Source organism: Limimaricola pyoseonensis, from assembly GCF_900102015.1.
Lineage (GTDB): Bacteria > Pseudomonadota > Alphaproteobacteria > Rhodobacterales > Rhodobacteraceae > Limimaricola > Limimaricola pyoseonensis.
Genome location: NZ_FNAT01000002.1, coordinates 60676 through 84955, shown reverse-complemented (window position 1 = coordinate 84955; position 24280 = coordinate 60676). Strand labels below are relative to the sequence as shown.

Below are 24280 nucleotides of genomic sequence, written 5' to 3'. Positions count from 1 at the left end.
GGACGCGATACGGACCCCGGGAGTGCCCGACATGCCCCGCGATTTTACAGAAGAGACCCGCCGCCCGCCGCAGGGCGGCGCCGCGATCGGCCGGATCGAGGATCTCGACCCGATCGAGGCCCGCGCCGTGCGGCTCTTGCGGCTGTGGTGCGACGAGGGCCATGCCGCCGTCGCCGCCCGGCTCGCCCCCGATCTCGACCCCGGCCCGGCGCGCGCCGCCGCCGACGCGCTCGACGCGCTGTGCCGGCTCTGCGCCGCCGCGGGCCGCCGGCCGCTGATGCGGCACGGGGCGGAGTGCGCCTGTCTCGGCGCCGACGAGGCGTGGTTCGCGCGGCTGGTGGGCCATGGCTCGGAGGCGGCGCGCGAGGAGGCGCTGATGCTGGCGATGGCCTTCCTCGAGCCGGGTGCCGCGCATGACGCCGCGCGGCTGGCCGAGGCGCTGGGCCTCGGCCTGAGGCGCGCCGCGATCAGCCGGCCGCGGCTGCACTGAGCGCGGGCGCCCGCGCGATCCGCTCGCCGCTTTCGCGGTCGAACAGGCACAGCCCGTCGCGCGCCACGGCGAGACCGACATGGTCGGTCGCGTCCTCGGGGATGCGGCCCGGTAGCCGCGCGGTCAGCGTCTCGCCGCCCAGCACGAAGCTCACATAGGCCTCGGCGCCGGTGTTCTCGATCATCACCGGCTCGACCGTCAGGTCGGCCTCGTCCCCCTGCCCCGTCGCGCGCGACAGGTGCTCGGGCCGGATGCCGAGCGTGACCTCGGCGGGCAGTGCGCCCGCTTCCCAGCCCGGCCCCATCGCCAGTTTCGTGCCGCCGATGTCGAGCCCCTCGGCCGTCACCCGCGCCGGGACGAGGTTCATCGGCGGCGAGCCCATGAAATCGGCGACGAAGGTGTTGGCCGGGCTGTCGTAGATCTCCTGCGGCGTGCCGATCTGCTGCACCACGCCGCCCTTCAGCACGACGATCCGGGTGGCCAGCGTCATCGCCTCGATCTGGTCGTGGGTGACGTAGACGATCGAGGCGTGGGTGGTCTTGTGCAGGCGCTTGATCTCGGCCCGCATCTCGACGCGCAGCTTGGCGTCGAGGTTCGACAGCGGCTCGTCGAACAGGAAGAGCTTGGGGTCGCGCACCAGCGCCCGGCCCATGGCGACGCGCTGGCGCTGGCCGCCCGAGAGCTGCGAAGGCTTGCGGTCGAGCAGATGGTCGATCTGCAGGAGCTTCGCCACCTCGCGGATCTTCGGATCGGCCTCGGATTTCGGGATCTTGCGGACCTTCATGCCGAAGCCGATGTTCTCGGCCACGTTCATCGTCGGGTAGAGCGCGTAGGACTGGAACACCATGGCGATGTCGCGGTCCTTGGGCGGCTCGGTGGTGACGTCGCGCCCGGCGATGTGCAGCGACCCGCCCGAGATCTCCTCGAGGCCGGCAATGCAGTTCAAGAGCGTGGACTTGCCGCAGCCCGAGGGGCCGACGAGAACGAGGAACTCGCCCTGCGCCATGTCGATGTCGATCTCGTGCAGCACCTCGACGCCGCCATAGCTCTTCTTCAGCCTGTCGGCGCGCAGCGCGCTCATCCGGGGGCCTGTGTCACGGGGGGCGTCGTTCGGGGCCATGGGGTCTCCTCTCCCTGCGGGACGGGGCCGGTCGAGCCGCGGACGGTGAGCCCGGCCCGGATCACGGTCTGCAGGCGCGCGGCCGGCGCCCCGTCGATATGGTCGATCAGCTGCTGCGCCAGCGGCGCGCAGGCGTCGCGCATCGGTGCGCGGGTCACGGTGAGCGGCGGGTCGAAGCGCAGCGCGTCGGTGTGCGGCAGCGCGTCGTCATGCGCCATCACCGACAGGTCGCGCGGCACCTTCAGACCGAGGTCGCGCGCCGCGCGCATCGCGCCGGCCGCCTGCGGGGTCGAGGCGCAGAGTATCGCGGTCGGCCGCGGCCCGCAGCGCCCGGCGAGCCAGGGCAGCGCCGCGGTGTAGCCCGCGCTCTCGGTCGGGGGGCCGGAGGCGACGAAGCCCTCGGGCAGCGCCAGCCCCTCGGCCGCCATGGCATCTCGGAAGGCCCCGGCACGCTCGGCCGCGAAGGCGAAGCGGGTCTCGCCGTTGATCAGCGCCATGCGGCGATGGCCCAGCGCCACCAGGAACTCGACCGAATCGCGGCTGACCGCCGGGTTGTCGATGCCGAAGAACGGGTAGTCGGGCCGGGCGCAGTGCTGGCCATGCATCACGAAGGGCACGCCGTGGGCGCGCAGGAAGGCCGGGCGCGGGTCGTCCGCGGTGGGCGCGTTCAGCACGAAGCCGTCGAGCAGGTCGCGCTCGAGCATCCGGGCATAGGGCGCGACCGGGTCGTCGCCCTGGTCGACCGCCAGCACGAGGTCGGTGTCGCGCGCCGCCAGCGCCGCGGTGAGCCCGGCCAGCACCTCGAAGAAGGTCTGGTCGGCGCTCATGTCGGCGCGCAGCTTGACGATCATGCCGACCACGCCCGAGCGGCCGGTGGCGAGGCGTTGGGCCGAGCGGTTGGGCCGGTAGCCGAGCCGTTCGGCCGCCTCGCGCACCCGGTCGCGGGTGCGGGCGCTGACCTCGGGAAAGCCGTTCAGCGCCCGGCTCACCGTCGCGGCCGAGAGACCGAGCTCGGCCCCGATATCCTTGAGCGTCGCCATTCGCGCGACCCCTCCCCGGCCGTTCAAAGCGCTTCAGATCACGACCCTACAGCGCCGGGGGCCGCCGTGGCAATCATCAATTCCGTATGGGCGTACACTGATTCAAAGCGTTTTGAACAATGATCGGGTTTTGCTATCGTGACGCGAATCGCCCGGCCCGGAGAGCCGGGCGGTAGCGTCATCTGGGAGGACGACATGACGACACTGACCCGCCGGCTCGGCACGCTGGCCCTGCTCACCCTGACCGCCGCGCCCGCCTACGCCTTCGAGGACGGCAAGCTGGTGATCTGGACCGGCGACAACCGCGCCCCCGACGCGCTGCGCGAGGTCGGCGCCAAGTTCGAGGAAGACTACGGCATCGCCGTCGAAGTCGCGGTGGTCGAGCCGCTGCCCGAGAAGTTCCAGCAGGCTGCGGCCACCGGCGACGGCCCCGACATCCTGATGCACGCGCATGACCGCCTCGGCGAATGGTCGACCGGCGGCATCATCGCCCCCGTCACCCCCGGCGCCGGCTGGACCGACGGCATCCTGCCCGCCGCGATGGACGCGGTGACCTTCGACGGCGCGACCTGGGGCTACCCGGTCGCGGTCGAGGCGGTGCACCTGATCTACAACAAGGAATTCGTCGACACGCCGCCGGCCGACTTCTCCGAGATCGCCGGCATGGAGCTGCCCGAGGGCGTGCAGCCGATCCTGTGGGACTACAACAACACCTACTTCACCTTCCCGCTGCTCGCGGCCAATGGCGGCTACGCCTTCCAGAAGGTCGACGGCTCCTATGACGGCGCCAACCCGGGCGTGAACACCGAAGGCGCGGTGAAGGGCGCCGAGGTGCTTGACGGGCTGATCGAGGACGGCGTGATGCCCGCGGGCGTCGATTACGGCGTGATGGAAGGCGCGATGAACAACGGCGAGGTCGCCATGGTCATCAACGGCCCCTGGGCCTGGGGCAACCTCGCGAGCTCGGGCATCGAGTTCGGCGTGGCGCCGCTGCCCAAGGTCGACGGCCAGACCACCCCGCCCTTCCTCGGCGTGCAGGCGCTGGCGCTGAACGCCGCCTCGCCCAACCTCGACCTCGCGCAGGAATTCGTCGAGAACTACCTGCTGACCGACGAGGGCCTCGCCACCTGGAACGCCAGCGGCGCGCTGGGCGCGCTCGCCGACGTCTCGGCCGCCGAGGCGCAGGACGACGAGAAGGTGAGCGCGATGCTCGAGGTGGCCGCCGACGGCGTGCCGATGCCCTCGAACCCCGAGATGGGCGCGTTCTGGGCCGCGATGCAGCCGGCGCTGACCAACATCACCAACGGCGCGCAGGAGCCGCAAGAGGCGCTCGACGACGCCGCCGCCCGGATCAAGGGCGAGTGAGGCATGAGCCGGGGCGGCCCGCCCGCCCCGGCACCGCCGCCGCCCGCGCGCGGGGGCCACGAACAACCAGGGGGGCACCGGGGGGACGATGACGGCTGCGACGGAATTCGGGGCGCCGCCCCGCGACGCGCGTGAGGGGCGACGCCCCTGGCTGCGCTGGACGCTGGTGGGGGCCGCCACGCTGGCGATGCTCTACGGCGCCTTCTTCCTCTACCAGATCACCCAGCCGCTGTTCGGCGCGATCCTCTTGGCGCTGGCCGCCGGCTTCGCCGTGGTGTTCGGCCCGGACCGCTTCTACGGCAGCCGCTTCATCTTTCCGGGCGTCGCGGCGGTGCTGATCTTCATCGCCTTCCCCGTGGCCTACACGATCTGGCTCGGCTTCACGAACTACTCCTCGTTCAACCTGCTCTCCTACGAGCGCACGATCGAGGTGCTGACCTCGCGCGGCACGGTGAACCCCGAGACCGAGCAACCCTTCGCGGTGGCGCGCGACGGCGACGGCTACCGGATCTGGCTGCCCGAGAGCGAGCTGCTGTCCGAGCCGGTGCTGCTCACCGCCGAGGAAGAGACGGTGACGCTCGCCCCCGGCGCGGCGCCGGCGGAGCTGCTGAGCCCGCGCGACGCGATCGCGCTGCGCACCGGGCTGCAGAGCCTGACGCTGACCACCCCCGAGGAGGTCGACCTGCGCAACGCAGGCCTTCGGACCTTCGCCAGCGTCACGCCCGACTACGTCCGCACCGGCGAGGACGAGCTGACCCGCGCCGCCGACGGGCAGGTGCTGACCGCCAACCACGAGACCGGCTTCTTCGAGACGCCCGAGGGCGAGCGCGTGCCGCCCGGCTGGCGCGTCGCGGTCGGCTTCGACAATTTCGAGCGCATCTTCGAATCCAAGGGCATCCGCGGGCCGATGGTGTCGATCTTCGCCTGGACCGTGGCCTTCGCCGGGCTGTCGGTGCTGGGCTGCTTCGCGCTCGGCCTGACGCTGGCGGTGATCCTCCAGTGGGAGCACCTGCGCTTCAAGACCGCCTACCGGATCCTCCTGATCCTGCCCTACGCGGTGCCGGCCTTCATCTCGATCCTCGTCTTCCGCGGCCTGTTCAACCAGAACTTCGGCGAAATCAATCTCATCCTCGAAGCCATTTTCGGCCTGCGCCCGGCCTGGTTCACCGACGGCTTCCTCGCGCGGGTGATGATCCTGATCGTCAACATCTGGCTGGGCTATCCCTACATGATGCTGCTGGCGATGGGCTTTCTGCAATCCGTGCCGCAGGACCACAAGAAGGCCGCCGCGCTGGAAGGCGCGTCGAGCCTGCGGGTGTTCTTCACCATCACCCTGCCGCAGATCATCCCGCCCTTCCTGCCGCTGCTGATCGCGGCCTTCGCCTTCAACTTCAACAACCTCGTGCTGATCCTGCTGCTCACGCGCGGCGGGCCCGATATCCCCGGCACGGTGATCCCGGCGGGCGAGACCGACATCCTCGCGAGCTTCACCTACCGCCTCGCCTTCCAGGACACCGGCCAGCAATTCGGCCTCGCGGGCGCGATCACGCTGCTGATCTTCCTCGTCGTGGCCGCCATCTCCTACGCCAACTACGTGGCCATGCGCCGCGCCGCATCGAAGAGGGCCGCGAAATGATCGTCGAACGCCCGCGCGACCTGCGCCTGAAGAAGATCGCCGCGCATGGCTTCATGCTCGTCTTCCTCGCGCTGATCCTGTTTCCGTTCTTCATGGTGGTCTCGATCAGCTTCCGGGAAGGCAATTTCGCCACCGGCGCGCTCTGGCCCGAGAACCCGACGCTGGAGCACTGGTACCTCGCCTTCGGCCTCGACTACACGCGCGAGGACGGCACGGTGGTCACCCCGCCCTACCCGGTGCTCTTGTGGATGTGGAACTCGGTCAAGATCGGGCTCATTGCCGCCTTCGGCGTGCTGGCGCTGGCCACGATCTCGGCCTACGCCTTCTCGCGCATCCGCATTCGCGGCAAGCAGGGGCTGCTGGATGGCCTGTTCCTGATCCAGATGTTTCCGACCACGCTGGCACTGGTGGCGATCTTCGCCATCTTCGACGCGCTGGGCGAGGTCAGCCCGATGCTCGGCATCAACAGCCACACCGCGCTGGTGCTGGTCTATCTGAGCCAGATCACGCTGCACATCTGGACCATCAAGGGCTATTTCGACTCGATCGACACCTCGCTCGACAAGGCGGCCGAGATCGACGGCGCGACGCCGTGGCAGACCTTCCGCCACGTGTTCCTGCCGCTCGCCGTGCCGATCATGTCGGTGGTCTTCGTGCTGGCCTTCATCTTCATCATCAACGACTACCCGATCGCGAGCGTGCTGATCCGGTCCGAGAACCAGATGACGCTGGCGGTGGGCTCCCGGCTCTACCTCAACGAGTTCAAGTATCTCTGGGGCGACTTCGCGGCGGCCGCGATCCTGTCGGGCCTGCCGATCACCGTCGTCTTCCTGATCGCCCAGCGCTACCTCGTCTCGGGGCTCTCTGAGGGCGCGGTGAAGGGCTGATCGGGCCGCACCGGGAACCGGTGAAGGGGGCCGCACGGGCCCCCTTTCTTTTGTCCATCGGGCGTCCTAGCGTCGCCCCATGGCACCGGCGCATTCCTCATACGACGTGGTGATCATCGGCGGCGCGATGATCGGCAGCGCCGTGGCGTGGTGGCTGGCGCGGGACCCGGCCTTCGACGGCCGCATCCTCGTGGTGGAGCGCGACCCGAGCTTCGAGTTCGCCTCCACCAGCCACAGCAATTCCTGCATCCGCATGCAGTTCGGCACGGAAGTGAACGTCGCGATCAGCCGCTTCGGGCTCGAGTTCATCCGCAACTTCCGCGGCTTCGCCGGCGAGGACGCGCCGGAGATCCATCTCGACGATTTCGGCTACCTCTACCTCGCCCGAGACGAGGCGGAGGCCGCGCGGCTGCGCACGGCGCAGGCGCTGCAGGCGCGGATGGGGGCCGGCACGCGGCTGCTCTCGCCCGGCCAGCTGCACGCGGCCTTTCCGTTCATGCGCTTCGACGACGTGATCCTCGGCAGCCACAACCCCGGCGAGGAAGGCTGCTTCGACGGCGGCACCATGTTCTCCGAGTTCCGCCGTCGCGCCCGGAAGATGGGCGTCGAGGAAGTGAAGGCCGAGGCGACCGGCTTCGAGACGGCGGGCGGGCGCATCACCCACGTGACGCTCTCGGACGGCAGCCGCATCGCCTGCGGGCAGGTGGTCAACGCCGCCGGGCCGCGCGCGAGCCGCGTGGCTGAGATGGCCGGCATCGCCATCCCGGTCGAGCCGCGCAAGCGCTACACCTTCATCTTCGAGGCCGAGGACAGGCTGCCGCGCAAGCTGCCGCTGACCGTCGACCCCTGCGGCATCCATTACCGCACCGACGGCGCGCTCTACATGGCGGGCTGCCCGCCCGTGACCGACGGCCCCTGCGACCCGGACGATTTCGAGATGGACCATGCCGTCTGGGAGGATCGCGTCTGGCCGGCGCTGGCCGAGCGCATCCCCGCCTTCGAGCGCATCCGGCTGCGCAACACTTGGGTCGGCCACTACGCCTACAACACGCTCGACCAGAACGCGCTTCTGGGCCTGCATCCGGACTGCGAGAACCTGCTTTTCGCCAACGGCTTTTCCGGCCACGGGCTGCAGCAGGCCCCGGCGGTCGGGCGCGGCATCGCCGAGCATGTCATCCACGGGGGCTGGAGAAGCCTCGACCTCTCGCCGCTCTCGGTCGCGCGCGTCGTCTCCGGCGTGCCGCTGACCGAGGCGGCGGTGATCTGACCAGACGACAGGAGCATCCATGAAGAAGATCGTCCTCACCGGCGCCTGCGGCGCGCTCGGCTCGCAGCTGCGCGAACCGCTCTCGAAGCTCGCGGACGAGCTGCTCTCGACCGACATCGCCGAGGCCCCGGCCGAGCTGCTGGAGAACGAGAGCTTCGTGCAGGCCGACCTCGCCGACCTCGCCGCGATCGAGGCGCTGATGCAGGGCGCCGAGATGGTCGTGCATTTCGGCGCCATCCCCGACGAGCGGTCCTTCGAGGAGCTGCTCGGCCCCAACTACATCGGCGCCTACACCGTCTGGGAGGCGGCGCATCGCGTCGGCGCCCGGCGCGTGGTCTACGCCTCCTCCGTGCACGCCGTGGGGCTGCAGGAGACGATGGCCGGCCACGACACCGACGTCGCGCACAGGCCCGACAGCTTCTACGGCCTGTCGAAATGCTTCGCCGAGGACATGGCCAAGATGTTCTGGGAGAAGCGCGGCCTCGAGGCGGTCTGCCTGCGCATCATGTCCTGCACGCCCGAGCCGGAAAACGCGCGCGCGCTGCACACCTGGCTGTCCCACGGCGACCTCGTGCGGCTGGTCGAGGCCTCCGTCACCACGCCGGTCACCGGCTGCACCGTGGTCTGGGGCGTCTCGGCCAACAGCCGCGCCTCGGTGTCGAACCACAAGGTCTCGTTTTTGGGCTACCACCCGCAGGACAACGCCGAGGACTGGGCCGACCGGCTGCTGCCCACGCCGAAGCGGCCCGACCCGTCGGACCGGGCGCAGCGCAGCCTCGGCGGCCCCTTCGCGGTGGTGCCGCTGGGCGAAAGCGGGGTCGCGGCGATCAAGCGGATGAGCGAAGGCGACTGACGCGCCCCCGTGCCCTCTGTGCCCGGCGGCGCGGCGGCCGCGCCGCCGGGCATGCGTATTTGAGGAGAAAAGTAGCGGTATCGCGCGCGGCCGGGCGTCAGCCCCGCGCCGCCGCCCGGATCGCGCCGATGTTCTCGCCATAGACCCCGGCCTGCTCGACCGAGCCGCCGCGGAACACCGCCGAACCCGCGACCAGCACGTCCGCCCCGGCCGCCACGACCTTGGGCGCGCTGGCGGCGTCGACGCCGCCATCGACCTGCAGATGCACCTCGCGATCGCCGATCATCTCGCGCAGCCGGGCGATCTTGGGCAGCGTCGCCTCGATGAACTTCTGCCCGCCGAAGCCGGGGTTCACCGTCATGGCGAGCACGAGATCGACATCGTCGAGCAGCGGCGCCACCGCCTCGGCCGGCGTGCCGGGGTTGAGCGCCACGCCCGCCTTCATGCCCGCCGCGCGGATCGCCTGCAGCGTGCGGTGGACATGCGGCCCGGCCTCGACATGCGCGGTCAGGATGTCGGCGCCGGCCTCGGCGAAGGCCTCGATGTAGGGATCGACCGGTGCGATCATCAGGTGCACGTCCATCACCGTCTTCACATGCGGCCGGATGGCCTTCACCAGCTGCGGGCCGAAGGTGATGTTGGGCACGAAATGCCCGTCCATCACGTCGACATGGATCCAGTCGGCCCCCTGCGCCTCGAGCGCCCGGCACTCGGCGCCGAAATTCGCGAAATCCGCGGACAGGATGGAGGGGGCGATCTTGGTCTGGCGGTCGAAGGTCATGGCGGCTTTCCCTGAAACACGTGCCCCTGCCCTAGCGCGAAACCCGGCCCGGGTCACGCCGCTTGCGCAAATGCCCCCTCGCGCCTGACGCGAAGCCTGATAACCTAGCGTCATGCAGAGCCCCGCCATCACCTTGCGACATGCCGAGATCCTCGCCCCGGGCGCGGTGGCGGCGCTGACCCGCGCCCAGCTCGGGCCGCAGCGGCCGGTGCCGCACGGCCATGACTTCCACGAACTGCTCTGGGTGCAGAACGGCCGGGTGCGCCACCACCTGCCCGAGGGCCGCGAGGATCTGGCCGAGGGCGACCTCGTCTTCGTCGCGCCCGGTCAGGTGCACGGGCTGCAGGGCCGGGGCGCGGACGCGCTGGTGGTCTCGGTCACGCTGCATCCGGACTTCGTCGCCGCCTTCGGGCAGCGCCACCCCGAGCTTGCGGGCCGCTACTTCTGGAGCGAGACCGGCCCGCTGCGCCTGTCGCGCGACAGCCGGCAGATGGCCGAGATCAACCGCGCGGCGCTCCGGCTCGAGCGCGGGCGGCGCGACGCGCTGGGGGCCGAGGCCTTTCTCGCGCCGCTGCTGTGCGGGCTCATGGAGGAGACGGTGACGCTGCCCGAGGGCGCGCCGGGATGGCTCGCGGCGGCCTGCGCCGGGGCGCGCGCGCCGGCGGTGTTCCGCGACGGCGCGGCGGGCTTCGCCCGGCTCGCCGGGCGGGCGCATCCGCATGTCAGCCGCACGATCCGCCGCTGGCTCGACATGTCGCCGTCGGACTGGGTGAACGCGCAGCGCATGGACTACGCCGCGCGCCGGCTGGTGAGCAGCGGCGACAGCCTCGCCGAGATCGCCGAGGAATGCGGCATTCCCAACCTGTCGCATTTCCACAAGCTGTTCCGCGCCGCCCATGGCGAGACGCCGCAGCGCTACCGCCGGGCGCGGCAGCGCGACGTGGTGCAGCCGGGCTAGCGCGCCTTCTTCTGTTCCGCCCGCGCCGCGCGCCGGCGCCGGATCGCGTCGCCCCAGATCGCAACCCGCCGGTCGCCGCGGTCGAGCCAGGGCGAGAGGTGGCGCGCGCTCCAGCGCCGCAGCCGCACGCCGACGCCCCAGACCACCGCGACGAGCAGCGTCAGCACCACGATGTTGAACCAAGGGATCAGCCGCACGTCGGGCCCCGCCACCGGCGTCACCGACAGCGCGTTGGGATAGATCGACAGGAACGGGATGCGCCAGCCGTAATGCCTGAGCGCCACCCATTGCGGGTCGGCGGCGGTCGAGACGAGGTTGCGCGCCTCGGCCTGCAGGTTGGCGCTGTCGAACTTGAAATAGGGCGGCCAGCCGCCGCCGGTGTCCTCGTTGCGGAACACCTTCACCCCGCCATCGGCCTGCACCGTGTCGATGAAGCGCACGTCGCGCTCGACCGGGCCGGTGGCGGCGTTGTTCTCCGACGAGGCCCAGAACACCGAGTTCGGGTCGATCCGCTCGAGCTTGATCTCGACGCCGGTGATGTAGACCACGTCGCGCTTGGGCAGGTTGTAGTGCAGAAGCGCCCCGACCAGCAGCAGCAGCGATCCCCAGAAGGCCCATTTCAACCAGCGCATTCCGCGTCCCTCCGCCAAGCCCGTCGTTGCGGTGATAGACCATCGGCCGGGGGCCGCCAACCGCTCACCACCGCGCGGTTTTCCAGCGCCCCGGCAGGCCGGCGACCGACAGCGCGAGGATCGGCCCCCAGATCAGCGCCGAGGCCAGCGCCAGCCGCAGGAGGTGCCAGACGAGCGCCGCCCAGCCGGCGCGGGCCAGCGCGTCGGGCGGCGCGCCCTCGATCCGGTAGAGCCCGAGAAACAGCGCCATCGACAGGAGGATCATGAGAAGGGCCGCGGTCAGGGCGAGCCAGACCAGCGGCCGGACCCCTTCGGGAAAGACCCGCGCCAGCAGCCGCGGCAGGATCCAGCCGGCGAGCCCGAGGGCCAGCGCCGGCAGGATCACCCCCGCGAGCATCGGCTCAGTAGCCGAAGCTCTCGACGTTCGAGGCCGCGCCGAACTGCGGCGGGCCGCTCTCGGCGGCGGCGGCGTAGATCTCCTCGGCCGGGACGCGGGTGGCGGGCTGCTCGTAGCCGCGATTGGCCACCGCCTCGCCCTCGATCGCGACCGAATCGGAATAGTCGCGGATCACCACCTTGGTGCCGAGCGGCACCTTGGGAAACAGGAAGATCACGTCGTGGTTGAACATGCGGATGCAGCCCGCCGAGCCGGAATTGCCGATCGAGGCGAGGTCGTTGGTGCCGTGGATCCGGTAATAGGTGTCGCGGCTGCCCTGGTAGAGATAGAGCGCCCGCGCGCCCAGCGGGTTGGCAAGGCCACCCGGCACGCCGCCCGCGAACTCGCCATAGACCTCCGGCTCGCGCCGCAGCATGTTCTGCGTCGGCGTCCAGCTCGGCCACTTCTCCTTGCGCTTGATCGTGGTGTCGTAGCTCATCGACAGGCCCTGCCGGCCGACGCCGACCGGAAAGCGCCACGCGCTGCCGTCATCCTGCACCCAGTAGAGCAGCTTGGCATGCAGGTCGGCCTCGATCGTGCCGGCGGACTCGTAGCCCGGATAGGGCACCAGCGCGCGGCGGTTCAGCCCCTGCAGGTATTTCGGCGGCACCGGCGGCAGCCGGTAGCCGGCATCCTCGATCAGCCCGTAGCCGTCGACGATCTGGCTGATCGGCACGCCGCCGATCTGTTGCTCGGGCGACAGGGTCGAGGTCGAGGCGGAGGACGGCACGCGCGCGGCGCAGGCGGACAGGGCGGTCATGGCCGCGGCCCCGGTCAGCAATCGGCGACGGGTCAGCGCGGTGGAGTGTGATTTCATCGGTCGGCAGCCTTTGACGCAAGGTTTCGCGGCAAGTTAGCATTCCGGCGATGCGGCGCAATCACCTGTGACCGACCCGCATCACCGGCGCGGCCGGCAGGTCACGCCGGGGCAGGATGCGGGGAACATGATGCGGGTTCAGATGCTTGGGCCAATCGCCGCCGGCGGTGCGCGCGAAAGGCAGTGGGCCGGCCGGCCTCACGTTGTCGCGAGAATGCGCTGATGCGGCCCGGACCCCGCAACCTGATCACCGACATCGCCGGGCTGCGCGTGGGCCAGGCCCATGACGTACGGCTGCGCTCGGGCGTCACCGTACTGACCGGCGACGCGCCCTTTTCCGCCGGCGTCTCGGTCATGGGCGGCGCGCCGGGCACGCGCGAGACCGAGCTTCTGGCCCCCGACCGGATCGCCGGCGGCGGGGTCGACGCGCTGGTGCTCTCGGGCGGCTCGGCCTTCGGGCTCGACGCGGCCTCGGGCGTCACGGCCGGGCTGCGCGCCATGGGGCGGGGCTTCGAGGCGGCCGGCCACCGCGTGCCGATCGTGCCCGCCGCGATCCTGTTCGACCTTGCCAATGGCGGCGACAAGGGCTGGGACGATAGCCCCTACCCCGCGCTCGGGCGCGCGGCGCTGGAGGCGGCGGGGGCGGAGTTCGCGCTGGGCAGCCACGGCGCCGGTTTCGGCGCGACCACGGCACGGCTCAGGGGCGGGGTCGGCTCGGCCTCGATGGTGCTGGAAAGCGGCCACGTGGTGGGCGCGCTGGTGGCGGTGAACGCGGTGGGCTGCGCCACGGCGGGCGGGGCGCAGTTCTGGGCCGCGCCATGGGAGATCGGGGCCGAGTTCGGCGGCCGCGGGCCGGTGGCCGAGGCCGGGCCGCCGTTCACCAAGCTCGACGCCGCGCCCGGCACCAACACCACCATCGCCATCGTCGCCACCGACGCGGCGCTCGACCGCGGCCAATGCCACCGCATGGCGGTGGCGGCGCAGGACGGCATGGCGCGGGCGCTGGTGCCGGCGCACACGCCGCTTGACGGCGACCTCGTCTTCTCGGCCGCGACCGGGGCGAAGCCGCTTGCCGACCCGCTGGGCGACGCGCTCGGGCTCGGCCATGCCGCGGCCTGTTGCCTCGCGCGCGCCATCGCCCGCGCGGTGTTCGAGGCCGCGCCGGGCGGGCCGCTGCCCTGCTGGCAGGACCGGTTCGGCTAGGCGCAAAACTCTTCCAAGAGTTTTGCAAATTCCTTCGAAGGAACTTGCGTCAGGCGAGAACCGCGCGGGTCAGCGGGCTCTCCGGCTCGGCCAGCGCTTCGATGACGTCGAAATGGTGCCGCCCCGGGTCCTCGACCATGTCGCAGCCCCGCGCCTCGGCCAGCCAGCGCGCCTGGTCGAGAAAGGCCGGGCGCTCGGCCGCGCCGACCCAGACCGTCATCGGCAGATCGACCTGCTCCTGCAGCACCGGGCTCTCCGCCTCGGCCTCCTCCCGGTCCAGCCGCAGATCGTCGTTCATTGAGGCGCCCATCAGCGGCCGCAGGTCCGACAGCGGCGAGATCGGCACGATCCGCGCCACCCGCTCGCGCCAGCCCGGCGCGCGGTCGGCGCAGGCCATGCGCGCCACCAGGTGCCCGCCGGCCGAATGACCCGTGAGCCGCAGCGGTCCCGCCACCCGCTCGGCCACAGCGCCGATCCCCGTCTCGATCTCGTCCGTCATCGCGGAGATCCGCGCCTCGGGCGCCAGCGTGTAGGAGGGCATCGCCACCGCCCAGCCACGGGCCAGCGCGCCGGCCGCGAGATGCGACCACGCGCTCTTGTCGAAGGCCTTCCAGAACCCGCCATGCACGAAGACCACCGCGCCCTTGGGCGCCCCCTCGGGCCGGAACAGGTCGAGCCGCTGCCGCGCGCCGGGCCCGTAGGCGATCTCCTCGGGCGGATGCGCGGCGCGGAAGGCGCTCGCGGCCGCCGCCCAGCGCGCCGGGTATTCCATGCCCCCCGGGATATGCGCGGCATTGGCATAGGCGTCGTCGATCTCGGCGCGGCTGGTCATTCTCTCTCCCTCCCTTTCCCCGGGGGCTGGACCTCCTTGCCTCGCAGGTGAAGGATGCGCCCGAAGTTCTGGAGGAGAAGTCATGCTCGACGACCGTACCGACATCAAGTCATTGCTCAAGCGTCCCGATCTCGTGCGCGAGCGCGCCTTTCTCGCCGGGGACTGGGTCGAGGCCGAAAGCGGCCGGGTCTTCGAGGTCACCAACCCGGCGCGCGGCGACGTGATCGCGCGGGTGGCGGACCTGTCGCGTGAGGAGGTCGCCCGCGCCATCGACGCGGCGCACAAGGCGCAGAAGCCCTGGGCCGCGAAGACCGGCAAGGAGCGCGCGCAGATCCTGCGCCGCTGGTTCGACCTGTTGATGGCGCATCAGGAGGATCTCGCCATCCTGATGACCGCCGAGCAGGGCAAACCGCTGACCGAGAGCCGCGGCGAGGTGGCCTATGGCGCGGCCTTCCTCGAATGGTTCGGCGAGGAGGCCAAGCGGGTCTATGGCGAGACCATCCCCGGCCACATGCCCGACAAGCGGATCACCGTGATCAAGCAGCCGATCGGCGTCGCCGCCGGCATCACGCCGTGGAACTTCCCCAACGCGATGATCACCCGCAAGGTGGCCCCGGCGCTGGCGGCGGGCTGTTCCTTCGTGATCCGGCCCGCGTCGCAGACGCCGCTCTCGGCGCTGGCCATGGCGGTGCTGGCCGAGGAGGCGGGCGTGCCCAAGGGGGTGTTCTCGGTCGTCACCTCGAGCGCGGCCTCGGAGATCGGCAAGGAGTTCTGCGAGAACCCGAAGGTGCGCAAGCTCACCTTCACCGGATCGACCGAGGTCGGGCGCATCCTGCTGCGGCAGGCCGCCGACCAGGTGATGAAATGCTCGATGGAGCTCGGCGGCAACGCGCCCTTCATCGTGTTCGACGACGCCGATCTCGACGCGGCGGTCGAGGGCGCGATCCAGTGCAAGTTCCGCAACAACGGCCAGACCTGCGTCTGCGCCAACCGCATCTACGTGCAGAAGGGTGTCTACGACGCCTTCGCCGCCAAGCTGAAGGCGGCGGTCGAGAAGCTGCGCGTGGGAGACGGGCTCGAGGAGGGCACCGATCTCGGCCCGCTGATCGAGGCTTCGGCGATCGACAAGGTGCGCGACCACCTCAAGGACGCGCTCGATCACGGCGCGACGCTGCTCACCGGCGGCGAGGCGCATGACCTCGGCGGCCAGTTCTTCCAGCCCACGGTCGTCACCGGCGCCACGCCCGGCATGAAGGTCGCTCAGGAGGAAACCTTCGGCCCCTTCGCGCCGCTCTTCGCCTTCGAGGACGAGGACGACGTGATCGAACTGGCCAACGACACGATCTTCGGCTTGGCGTCGTATTTCTACGCCCGCGACATGAGCCGCGTCACCAAGGTGGCCGAGGCGCTGGAATACGGCATCGTCGGCGTCAACACCGGGATCATCTCGACCGAGGTGGCGCCCTTCGGCGGCGTCAAGCAGTCGGGCCTCGGGCGCGAGGGCTCACGCCACGGCATCGAGGATTACCTGGAATTGAAATATATCTGTAGTTCCGTGTGAGGCAAAATTGCCCGTCAGGCCCGAAAATCCTGCATTTTTCCGGAAACAGAGCGTCCGGCTGCCGATTTGCGGATCAAATCCAAAAGGAATCGTGGCAGGATTGCGGCGACGCCGGGAGCAGCCCCGCGGCGTCAGGTAACGAGTGATCGAGGTCGCGTGGCGCGGAGGTCTCCTCGTGGGGCCTCCGCGTTTCTACACCGTTCGTTTTCGGGATTGTCGCGGTCTCAGGGCAAGTCTCGGGACAGGTTTCAGGGCAGTTCGGCGGCCGGGATGATCGGGAAGAACACCCCGCCCGAGCGCAGGCCGAACCAGTCGACGCCCTCATGCGGCGCGGTCTCGCCCAGATCCACCAGCCGGTAGAAGCTCTTGCGGTCGATCAGCGCCTCGAGCCTGGAGCGGATCTCGATATAGGGCGAGGGCTCGCCGCTTTCGGGGTCGCGCACCACCCGGATCGGGTGGTCGGGACCGGCCAGCGCCTTCTCGCCGAGATTGGTGGTGAAGCGCAGATCGTCGCCCTCGCGCTCCACGTCGACCGCCACGAAGGGCGCGTCCTCGACCGTGATGCCGACCTTCTCGACCGGCGTGACGAGGAAGAAATCGTCGCCCTCGCGCTTGAGGATGGTCGAGAACAGCCGGACCATGCGCTCGCGCCCGATCGGCGTGCCCTCGTAGAACCACGTGCCGTCGCGGGCGATCCGCATGTCGAGATCGCCGCAGAAGGGCGGGTTCCAAAGATGCACCGGCGCCGGGCCGCGCGCACCCGCCTGGCGGGCCGCCGATGCGAGGCTTTCCGCCGAAGGGGCCTTGTCCTCACCGCTCTTTGTGTTTGCCATCACTGCCTGCCACGGTATCTGCTGGGGCCTGCGATGCTAGACTAGAACGGGGAGGCTGTCATGCCAGAGCAGTTGAGCGACGCCGACCTGGTGGCCGGGATCGAGGCGCTGGGCGAACGCCTCGCCACAGCGCGGGCCAGCGTGGCGCGCCGCTTCATCGGCCAGGAACGTGTGGTCGACCTGACGCTCGCCGCGCTGCTCTGCGGCGGCCACGCGCTGCTGGTGGGCCTGCCCGGCCTCGGCAAGACCCGGCTCGTCGACGCGCTCTCGACCGTGATGGGGCTCAGCGAAAGCCGGATCCAGTTCACCCCCGACCTGATGCCCGCCGACATCCTCGGCTCCGAGGTGCTGGAGACCGCGGCCGACGGCAGCCGCTCCTTCCGCTTCATCGAGGGGCCGGTCTTCTGCCAGCTCCTGATGGCCGACGAGATCAACCGCGCCAGCCCGCGCACCCAGTCGGCGCTGTTGCAGGCGATGCAGGAGCGCGAGGTGACCATCGCCGGCGAGCACCGCCCGCTCGGGCCGCCCTTCCACGTTCTGGCCACGCAGAACCCGCTCGAGCAGGAGGGCACCTACCCGCTGCCCGAGGCGCAGCTCGACCGCTTCCTGTTCCAGATCGACGTGCCCTACCCCACCCGCGACACCGAGCGCGACATCCTGCTGGCCACCACCGGCCTCGAGGAGGCCGAGGCCGAGGCGGTGTTCACCGCCGAGGAGCTGCTCGAGGCGCAGCGCCTCTTGCGCCGGATGCCGGTGGGCGAGGCGGTGGTCGAGCTGATCCTCGACCTCGTGCGCGCCTGCCGCCCCGAGGAGCCCGAGGCCCTGCCAGAGGTGCGCCAGTCGGTGAGCTGGGGCCCCGGCCCCCGCGCCGCGCAGGCCCTGATGCTGGCGGTGCGCGCCGAGGCGCTGCTCGACGGGCGGCTCGCGCCGGGGCCGCAGGACGTGGCCCGCCTCGCCGCCCCGGTGCTGTCGCACCGCATGGCGCTGGGCTTCGCCGCCCGCGCCCGCGGCGAGAGCCTCGCCGCCCTGATCGACACCGTCGCGGCGCGGGTCACCCGCTCCGAGGCGGCGGCGTGAACCCGGAGGCGGCCCCGCATACCGGACCGGTCGGGCTGCGCGCCCGCGCCGAGGATCTCGCCGCGCCGCTGCCGCCGCTCCTGGCCGAGGCCGAGCATCTCGCCCAGACCGTGCTGATGGGCGAGCATGGCCGCCGCCGCGCCGGGTCGGGCAGCAATTTCTGGCAGTACCGCGCCGCCCAGCCGCACGACACCGCCCGCGCCATCGACTGGCGCCGCTCGGGTCGGGCGGATTCGGCCTTCGTGCAGGAGAAGGAATGGCAGATCGCCCAGAGCGTCGCGCTCTGGGTCGATGCCGGCGCCTCGATGGGCTTTTCCTCCTCGCGCAAGCTGCCGCCGAAATCCGACCGCGCCCGCACCCTCGCGCTGGCGCTCGCGGTGCTCCTGTCGCGCGGCGGCGAGCGGGTCGGCCTCGCCGACAGCCGGCTGCCGCCCCGGCGCGGGCGCGGGCAGCTTCTACGCATGGCCGACCTGTTGTCGGAAACCGCGCCGGACGACCACGCCGCCCCCGAGCCGCGCGGCCTTGCCCCGCGCTCGCGCGCGGTCTTCGTGTCGGACTTTCTCGGCCCGGTGGAGCCGGTCGAGGCGGTGCTGACCGCCGCCGCCGACCGCGGCGTGCGCGGCGCGCTCCTGCAGGTGCTCGACCCGGCGGAGGAGGCCTTCCCCTATGACGGGCGCACCATCTTCGAAAGCATGTCGGGCACCGTCCGCCACGAGACGCTGAAGGCCGGCGACCTGCGCGGCCGCTATCTTGAGCGCCTCGCCGAGCGGCGCGACCGGCTGGCCGAGCTGGCCCGGACCACCGGCTGGCAGTTCACCACCCACCACACCGGCGACAGCGCGGCCTCGGCGCTGCTGTGGCTCTACGGCGCGCTGGAGCGGCGCTGATGTGGAGCCTCGGCCCCGTGGGCTTCCTGTCGCCCTGGCTTCTGGCCGCGCTGGTGCTGCTGCCGGTGCTGTGGCTGATCCTGCGCGCCGTGCCGCCCGCCCCGATCCGCCGCCGCTTTCCCGGCGTGGCGCTGCTGCTGGGCCTGCGCGACGCGGAGACCCAGGCCGACCGCACGCCGTGGTGGCTGATGCTGCTGCGCATCCTCGCCGTCGCCGCCGCGATCGTCGGCTTCGCCGGGCCGGTGCTGAATCCGTCCGAGCGCGAACCGGGGACCGGGCCGCTTTTGGTCGTGGCCGACGGCACATGGGCCGATGCGCGCGACTGGCCCGCCCGGCGCGACCGGATCGAGGGGCTGCTGGCACAGGCCCGCCGCGACGGCCGCCCCGCCGCCGTCGCCGTGCTGACCGACCCGCCGCAGGAGACCGTCTTCATCGACGCCGAGGCCGCGATCTCCACCCTGCCGGCGCTGGAGCCGAAGCCGTGGCAACCCGACGCGGAGACGACCGCCGCATGGGCCGACACGCTGGAGGGCGGCTTCGACACGGTCTGGCTTTCCGACGGGCTCGACCGGTCCGGCCGCGCCGAGCTGCTGGAGGCGTTTCGCGACCATGGCCGCGTCCGGGTGATCCAGACCCCGCGCCGCATCTTCGCGCTGCGGCCGCCGCGGCTCGAGGACGGGGCCGTCATGCTCGAGGCGGTGCGCAGCCCGACCGGCGGCGCGGCCACGGCCCAGGTGGTGGCGCGCGGGCTCGACCCGGCGGGCGTCGAGCGTCGCCTCGCCGCGGCCACGCTCGACTACGCGCCGGGCGCTGCGGTGGCCGAGGTGGCGCTGAGCCTGCCGCCCGAGCTGCGCAACCGCGTCACCCGCTTCGAGATCGAGGGCCAGCGCTCGGCCGCCGCCGTGGCGCTGACCGACGACGCGCTGCGCCGGCGCGAGGTGGCGCTGGTCGAGAGCCGCGAGGCGCGCGAGACCGCCGAGCTGCTGTCGCCGCTGCACTACCTGCGCGAGGCGCTTGAGCCGCATGTCGAGCTGCTCTCGGGCGGTCTGCCCGAGCTGCTGCCCGCCGCGCCGGACGCGATCGCGCTGGCCGATGCCGGGCTGCTGCCGCCCGCCGAGGCCGAGGCGCTGGAGGAGTGGGTGCGCGGGGGCGGGCTGCTCCTGCGCTTCGCCGGGCCGCGGCTGGCCGGCTCCGAGGCCGGGCGGCAGGGCGACGAGCCCTTGATGCCGGTGCGGCTGCGCGCCGGCGGCCGCACCATCGGCGGCGCAATGAGCTGGGGCGAGCCCAAGACGCTCGCGCCCTTCGAGCCGGACTCGCCCTTCTTCGGGCTGGAGGTGCCGGGCGACGTCACCGTGCGCGCGCAGGTGATGGCCGAGCCCGGCCCCGAGCTGGCCGAGCGCGTCATCGCCCAGCTCACCGACGGCACGCCGCTGGTGACCCGCAAGCCGCTGGGCGAGGGTCAGGTCGTGCTGTTCCACGTCACCGCCAATGCCGAGTGGTCCTCTCTGCCGCTCTCGGGGCTGTTCGTCGGCATGCTGGAGCGGCTCGCCGTCTCGGCCCGCGCCGGGACCGATGTCGAGGCCGATCTCGAGGGCACGCTGTGGCAGCCGCGCGAGGTGATGGACGCCGAGGGGCGGCTCGAGGAGACCGACACCCGCGCCGCCGTGCCGGGCGAACGCATCATGGCGGGCGAGATCGGCCCCGACCTGCCGCCCGGCCTCTACCGCGGCGAGGAGCGCAGCCTCGCGCTCAACGTCACCCGCGCCGACACAGCCCTCGCCCCCGCGCGCTGGCCCGCCGGCGTGCCGGTCGAGGGGCTGGCCGTCGCGCGCGAGCTGCCGCTCAAGGGCTGGCTGCTGGCGCTGTCGCTGGGGCTTTTGCTGCTCGACGCGCTGGCCGCGCTCTGGCTCGCGGGCCGACTGAGGGGCGCGGCCGCGCTTCTGGCGCTCGGCCTTCTCGCCCTGCCCGCCCCCGAGGCGCTGGCGCAGGAGCGCGCGCCGCTCGGCCCGCAGGAGGAACGCTTCGCGCAGGCCGCCACCGGCTCGGTGGTGCTGGGCCATATCCTGTCGGGCGACGCGCGGGTCGACGAGACCGCCCGCGCCGGGCTCGAGGGGCTGGGGCGCACGCTCACCCAGCGCACCTCGGTCGAGCCCGCCGCACCGATGGCCGTCGACCCCGAGACCGACGAGCTGGCCTTCTTCCCGCTGCTCTACTGGCCGATCACCGCCGAGACGCCGATCCCCTCGGGCGCGGCCTATGACAAGCTCAACGCCTATCTGCGCGGCGGCGGCATGATCCTGTTCGACACCCGCGACGCCGGGATCGCGGGCTTCGGCGCCACCACGCCCGAGGGCCGCCGCCTGCAGGCCATCGCCCGGCCGCTCGACATCCCGCCGCTGATGCCGGCGCCCGAGGACCACGTGCTGACCCGCACCTTCTACCTGCTGCAGGAATTCCCCGGCCGGCATCGCGGCCGCGACGTCTGGGTCGAGGCCGCGCCGGACGAGGAGCCGGTGCCCGGCATGCCGTTCCGCAACCTCAACGACAACGTCACCCCGGTGGTGATCGGCGGCCATGACTGGGCGGCCGCCTGGGCGCTGGACGAGGCGGGCATGCCGCTCTACCCGGTCGGGCGCGGCATGGCCGGCGACCGGCAGCGCGAGATGGCCTTCCGCTTCGGGGTGAACCTCGTGATGCACGTGCTGACCGGCAACTACAAATCCGATCAGGTCCACGTCCCGGCCCTGCTGGAAAGGCTGGGCCAGTGACCGGCGTGATCCTCGACCCGCTGCTGCCCTGGCCGGCGCTCGCGGCGCTTGCCGCGCTGGCGCTGGCCTTCGTGGCGCTGGCGCTGTGGCGCGGCCTCGCTGGATGGTGGCTGCGCGGCCTCGCCGCGCTCGCCCTGCTCGCCGGGCTCGCCAACCCCTCGCTCCGGCAGGAGGAGCGCCAGCCGCTCTCCGACATCGTGATCGCCGTGGTCGACGAAAGCGCGAGCCAGGGCCTGTCGGACCGCACGGCCCAGACCGAGGCCGCGCTGGAGCGGCTGCGCGCGCAGGTCGCGGCGCGCGCGGCGACCGAGCTGCGGGTGATCCGCGTCGCCGATGCCGAGGAGAACGGCGGCACGCAGGCGATGACCGCGCTGTCGGAGGCGCTGGCCGAGGAGCCGCGCGGCCGCGTCGCCGGGGTGGTGCTGCTCACCGACGGGCGGGTGCACGACATGGCCCGCGCGCCCGAGCTGCCGGCGCCGATGCACGCGCTGGTCTCTGGCCGCGCGCAGGACTGGGACCGGCGGCTGGTGGTGCGCAACGCCCCGGCCTTCGCCATCCTCGGCGAGCCGGTGACGCTGACGCTGCGGATCGAGGATCAGGGCGCGGCACCCGCCACGTCGGCCACGGTGCCGCTCACCATCGCCATCGACGGCGGCGAGCCGATGCGCTTCGACGTGCCCCTTGGCCGCGACATCGAGCTGCCGGTCACCCTGCCGCATGGCGGCATGAACGTGCTGCAGTTCTCGACCCCCGAGGCCGAGGGCGAGCTGACCGCGCGCAACAACGACAGCGTGGTGCAGATCAACGGCGTGCGCGACCGGCTGCGGGTGCTGCTGGTCTCCGGCGAGCCCTATGCCGGCGAGCGGACCTGGCGCAACCTGCTGAAATCCGACAGCTCCGTGGACCTCGTGCACTTCACCATCCTGCGCCCGCCCGAGAAGCAGGACGGCGTGCCGGTCGAGGAGCTGTCGCTGATCGCCTTCCCGACGCGCGAGCTGTTCATCGAGAAGATCGATGAGTTCGACCTGATCGTCTTCGACCGCTACAGCCGGCGCGGCATCCTGCCCTCCGAGTATTTCCAGAACGTCGCCCGCTACGTCGAGACGGGGGGCGCGGTGCTGGTCACCGCCGGGCCGGAATATGCCGGGGCCGACAGCATCTACCGCAGCCCGCTGGGCTTCGTGCTGCCCGGCGCGCCCAGCGCCCGGGTGGTCGAGCAGCCCTTCCGCCCGGCGCTCACCGATCTGGGCGCGCGCCACCCCGTGACCTCGGGCCTCACCGAGCCGTGGCTCACCCCCGGCGGCGACCCTCTGGCCCCCGACTGGGGCCGCTGGTTCCGGCAGGTCGAGATCGACCCCGCCGCCGACGCCACCGTCGCCCTGACCGGTCCGGGCGAACGGCCGCTCCTCGTGCTCGACCGGGTGGGCGAGGGGCGCGTGGCGCTGCTGGCCTCCGACCAGGTCTGGCTCTGGGGCCGCGGCTATGACGGCGGCGGGCCGCAGCTCGACCTGCTGCGGCGGCTGGCGCACTGGATGATGAAGGAGCCCGAGCTCGAGGAAGAGGCGCTCTGGGCCGAGCCCTCGGGGCTGACCATGCGCATCGTGCGCCGGTCGCTGGCCGAGGAGATCGGCCCGGTCACGGTGACCGGCCCCGACGGCACCGAGACCGAGGTGCCGCTGGAGGAGGTCGAGCCGGGCCGGTTCGAGGCGCTGTGGCGCGCGCCGCAGATGGGGCTCTACCGGCTGGCCGAGGGCGATGAGAGCGCGGTGATCGCGCTCGGCCCCGCCGCGCCGCGCGAGTTCGAGGAGACGATAGCCACTCCGGAGGTCGTCGCCGGGGCGGTCGAGGCCACGCGCGGCGGCGCGCTGGCGATGGAGGACGGCGCGCCTGCCTTGCGCGAGGTGCGCCCCGGCCGCCCCGCCGCCGGGCGCGGCTGGATCGGCATCACCCCGCGCGGCGCCTATCGCAGCCTCGACCTCACCGTGACGCCGCTGGTCCCGGCCTGGGCGCTGCTGCTGCTGGCGGCGTCGCTGATCTTGGGCGCATGGCTGCGCGAGGCGCGGCGATAGGCGGGCGAACCGCCTCGCCCTTCGCCGCGGCGCGCCGGATGTCGGCTCCTCAACCCTCGCCCAGCAGCACCGCGCGCGGCACGCTGGCGAATTCGCGGCTCCACAGCAGGTAGATCACGGCGAGGCTCGCCAGTGCCAGCGCGCCCGCGCCCAGGAGCCAGGCCAGCGCGCCCAGCGCGAAATACATCGCCCTGAGCCCGCGATTGAAGTTCCACGCCGCGCGGATGTTCAGCTCGGCCGCCTGCATGGCCCGCGGCAGCGCGCGCGGGTCGGCCGGGTCGTTCGGCACCGCGGCCATCAGCACCGAGCAATAGCCGAAGATGCGCTGCGCCCAGACGAACTTCAGGAAGGCATGCGTCAGAAACAGCGCCACCGGCACCAGCTTGATCTGCCACAGCAACGCCGGGATCATGTCGCCGCCCAGGCCCTCCGCCACGCCCTGCAGCGGCTCGGTGTTGCCGATCAGCGCCAGCACGCCGCCCACCGCCAGAAGGCAGGTCGAGGCGAAGAAGGACGTGCCCTGCCGCAGGCTGGCCACGATCTGCGCGTCGAAGATCCGCGGATCGCGCTGCACGAACTCTCGCATCCATTCGCGCCGGTGCTCGGCCATCAGCACCGTCACCGAGGGTCGGCGCCCCGGATGCTCGATCCGCCAGCCGATCGCCCAGTAGCCCAGAACCAGCAGCGCCAGCGCCGCCGCGTCGAAGGGGGACAGCAATGTGAATTGGACGAAGGCTTCCATGCCCGGCACCCTAGCGGCGACCGGTC

At 71.9% G+C, this 24280-nt stretch carries 22 protein-coding genes; 13 read left to right on the top strand and 9 right to left on the bottom strand.

Annotated elements, in window-relative coordinates:
- Positions 1-31: 31 nt before the first annotated feature.
- A complete protein-coding gene (locus BLT43_RS04190) occupies positions 32-490 on the top strand; it encodes a hypothetical protein (RefSeq protein WP_090110389.1) in 459 nt (152 codons plus the stop codon).
- Here the strand turns inward: BLT43_RS04190 and BLT43_RS04185 are convergent.
- On the bottom strand, positions 468-1571 hold the full coding sequence (locus BLT43_RS04185) for an ABC transporter ATP-binding protein (RefSeq protein WP_090110387.1): 1104 nt from the start codon (positions 1569-1571) through the stop codon (positions 468-470). The two genes, BLT43_RS04190 and BLT43_RS04185, sit on opposite strands and share 23 nt — an antisense overlap.
- Complete coding sequence (locus BLT43_RS04180) at positions 1568-2650, bottom strand: LacI family DNA-binding transcriptional regulator (RefSeq protein ID WP_090110385.1); 1083 nt, start codon at positions 2648-2650, stop codon at positions 1568-1570. The genes BLT43_RS04185 and BLT43_RS04180 overlap by 4 nt, the downstream gene beginning before the upstream one ends.
- Before the next feature lie 195 nt (positions 2651-2845).
- Here BLT43_RS04180 and malE point away from each other — a divergent pair, with 195 nt between their 5' ends.
- From malE to BLT43_RS04155, 5 genes are all read left to right on the top strand, one after another.
- Complete coding sequence (gene malE, locus BLT43_RS04175; RefSeq protein ID WP_090110383.1) at positions 2846-4015, top strand: maltose/maltodextrin ABC transporter substrate-binding protein MalE; 1170 nt, start codon at positions 2846-2848, stop codon at positions 4013-4015.
- An 88-nt stretch (positions 4016-4103) separates the two neighbouring features.
- Positions 4104-5651, top strand: coding sequence for a maltose ABC transporter permease MalF (gene malF / locus BLT43_RS04170; RefSeq protein WP_090110381.1), 1548 nt, complete (start codon positions 4104-4106; stop codon positions 5649-5651).
- The gene (gene malG / locus BLT43_RS04165) at positions 5648-6538 is read left to right on the top strand and encodes a maltose ABC transporter permease MalG (RefSeq protein WP_090110379.1); all 891 of its coding nucleotides are present in this window, start codon (positions 5648-5650) and stop codon (positions 6536-6538) included. The genes malF and malG overlap by 4 nt, the downstream gene beginning before the upstream one ends.
- 79 nt (positions 6539-6617) lie before the next feature.
- Positions 6618-7805: an NAD(P)/FAD-dependent oxidoreductase gene (locus BLT43_RS04160; protein ID WP_090110377.1), complete on the top strand. Its 1188-nt coding sequence runs from the start codon at positions 6618-6620 to the stop codon at positions 7803-7805.
- Between the two features lie 19 nt (positions 7806-7824).
- On the top strand, positions 7825-8658 hold the full coding sequence (locus BLT43_RS04155) for an NAD-dependent epimerase/dehydratase family protein (protein ID WP_090110375.1): 834 nt from the start codon (positions 7825-7827) through the stop codon (positions 8656-8658).
- Positions 8659-8755: 97 nt separating this feature from the next.
- Here the strand turns inward: BLT43_RS04155 and rpe are convergent, their stop codons facing one another.
- On the bottom strand, positions 8756-9439 hold the full coding sequence (gene rpe, locus BLT43_RS04150; RefSeq protein WP_090110373.1) for a ribulose-phosphate 3-epimerase: 684 nt from the start codon (positions 9437-9439) through the stop codon (positions 8756-8758).
- A 112-nt stretch (positions 9440-9551) separates the two neighbouring features.
- Between rpe and BLT43_RS04145 the strand changes: the two genes are divergently transcribed.
- A complete protein-coding gene (locus BLT43_RS04145; RefSeq protein WP_090110371.1) occupies positions 9552-10397 on the top strand; it encodes an AraC family transcriptional regulator in 846 nt (281 codons plus the stop codon).
- On the opposite strand, the gene BLT43_RS04140 is transcribed toward BLT43_RS04145, so the two are convergent.
- From BLT43_RS04140 to BLT43_RS04130, 3 genes are all read right to left on the bottom strand, one after another.
- Positions 10394-11029 (bottom strand): DUF1523 family protein, encoded by a 636-nt coding sequence (locus BLT43_RS04140; RefSeq protein WP_090110369.1) that lies wholly within the window; start codon positions 11027-11029, stop codon positions 10394-10396. The genes BLT43_RS04145 and BLT43_RS04140 overlap by 4 nt on opposite strands.
- Before the next feature lie 64 nt (positions 11030-11093).
- A complete protein-coding gene (locus BLT43_RS04135; protein ID WP_090110367.1) occupies positions 11094-11426 on the bottom strand; it encodes a hypothetical protein in 333 nt (110 codons plus the stop codon).
- Positions 11427-11430: 4 nt separating this feature from the next.
- Positions 11431-12225 (bottom strand): L,D-transpeptidase, encoded by a 795-nt coding sequence (locus BLT43_RS04130; RefSeq protein ID WP_165612536.1) that lies wholly within the window; start codon positions 12223-12225, stop codon positions 11431-11433.
- A 279-nt stretch (positions 12226-12504) separates the two neighbouring features.
- Here BLT43_RS04130 and BLT43_RS04125 point away from each other — a divergent pair, with 279 nt between their 5' ends.
- A complete protein-coding gene (locus tag BLT43_RS04125) occupies positions 12505-13485 on the top strand; it encodes a P1 family peptidase (protein ID WP_090110365.1) in 981 nt (326 codons plus the stop codon).
- Positions 13486-13534: 49 nt separating this feature from the next.
- Here the strand turns inward: BLT43_RS04125 and BLT43_RS04120 are convergent, their stop codons facing one another.
- On the bottom strand, positions 13535-14317 hold the full coding sequence (locus BLT43_RS04120; protein ID WP_090110363.1) for an alpha/beta hydrolase: 783 nt from the start codon (positions 14315-14317) through the stop codon (positions 13535-13537).
- 82 nt (positions 14318-14399) lie between these two features.
- On the opposite strand from BLT43_RS04120, the gene BLT43_RS04115 reads away from it, so the two are divergent.
- On the top strand, positions 14400-15878 hold the full coding sequence (locus BLT43_RS04115; protein ID WP_090110361.1) for an NAD-dependent succinate-semialdehyde dehydrogenase: 1479 nt from the start codon (positions 14400-14402) through the stop codon (positions 15876-15878).
- Positions 15879-16126: 248 nt separating this feature from the next.
- On the opposite strand, the gene BLT43_RS04110 is transcribed toward BLT43_RS04115, so the two are convergent.
- Positions 16127-16711 (bottom strand): DUF1285 domain-containing protein, encoded by a 585-nt coding sequence (locus BLT43_RS04110; protein WP_090110359.1) that lies wholly within the window; start codon positions 16709-16711, stop codon positions 16127-16129.
- A 60-nt stretch (positions 16712-16771) separates the two neighbouring features.
- Between BLT43_RS04110 and BLT43_RS04105 the strand changes: the two genes are divergently transcribed.
- The 4 genes from BLT43_RS04105 to BLT43_RS04090 are packed head-to-tail and all read left to right on the top strand — an operon-like array spanning position 16772 to position 23512.
- Complete coding sequence (locus BLT43_RS04105) at positions 16772-17788, top strand: AAA family ATPase (protein ID WP_090110357.1); 1017 nt, start codon at positions 16772-16774, stop codon at positions 17786-17788.
- Positions 17785-18675, top strand: coding sequence for a DUF58 domain-containing protein (locus BLT43_RS04100; RefSeq protein ID WP_090110355.1), 891 nt, complete (start codon positions 17785-17787; stop codon positions 18673-18675). Before BLT43_RS04105 ends, BLT43_RS04100 begins: the two co-directional genes overlap by 4 nt.
- Positions 18675-21443 carry a DUF4159 domain-containing protein gene (locus BLT43_RS04095; RefSeq protein ID WP_090110353.1) on the top strand — a complete coding sequence of 923 codons (2769 nt, stop codon included), beginning with the start codon at positions 18675-18677 and terminating at the stop codon, positions 21441-21443. The genes BLT43_RS04100 and BLT43_RS04095 overlap by 1 nt, the downstream gene beginning before the upstream one ends.
- A complete protein-coding gene (locus BLT43_RS04090; protein WP_090110351.1) occupies positions 21440-23512 on the top strand; it encodes a hypothetical protein in 2073 nt (690 codons plus the stop codon). The genes BLT43_RS04095 and BLT43_RS04090 overlap by 4 nt, the downstream gene beginning before the upstream one ends.
- A 49-nt stretch (positions 23513-23561) precedes the next feature.
- Here BLT43_RS04090 and BLT43_RS04085 read toward each other — a convergent pair whose 3' ends face one another.
- Positions 23562-24254, bottom strand: coding sequence for a DUF599 domain-containing protein (locus tag BLT43_RS04085; protein WP_090110349.1), 693 nt, complete (start codon positions 24252-24254; stop codon positions 23562-23564).
- Positions 24255-24280 lie beyond the last annotated feature (26 nt).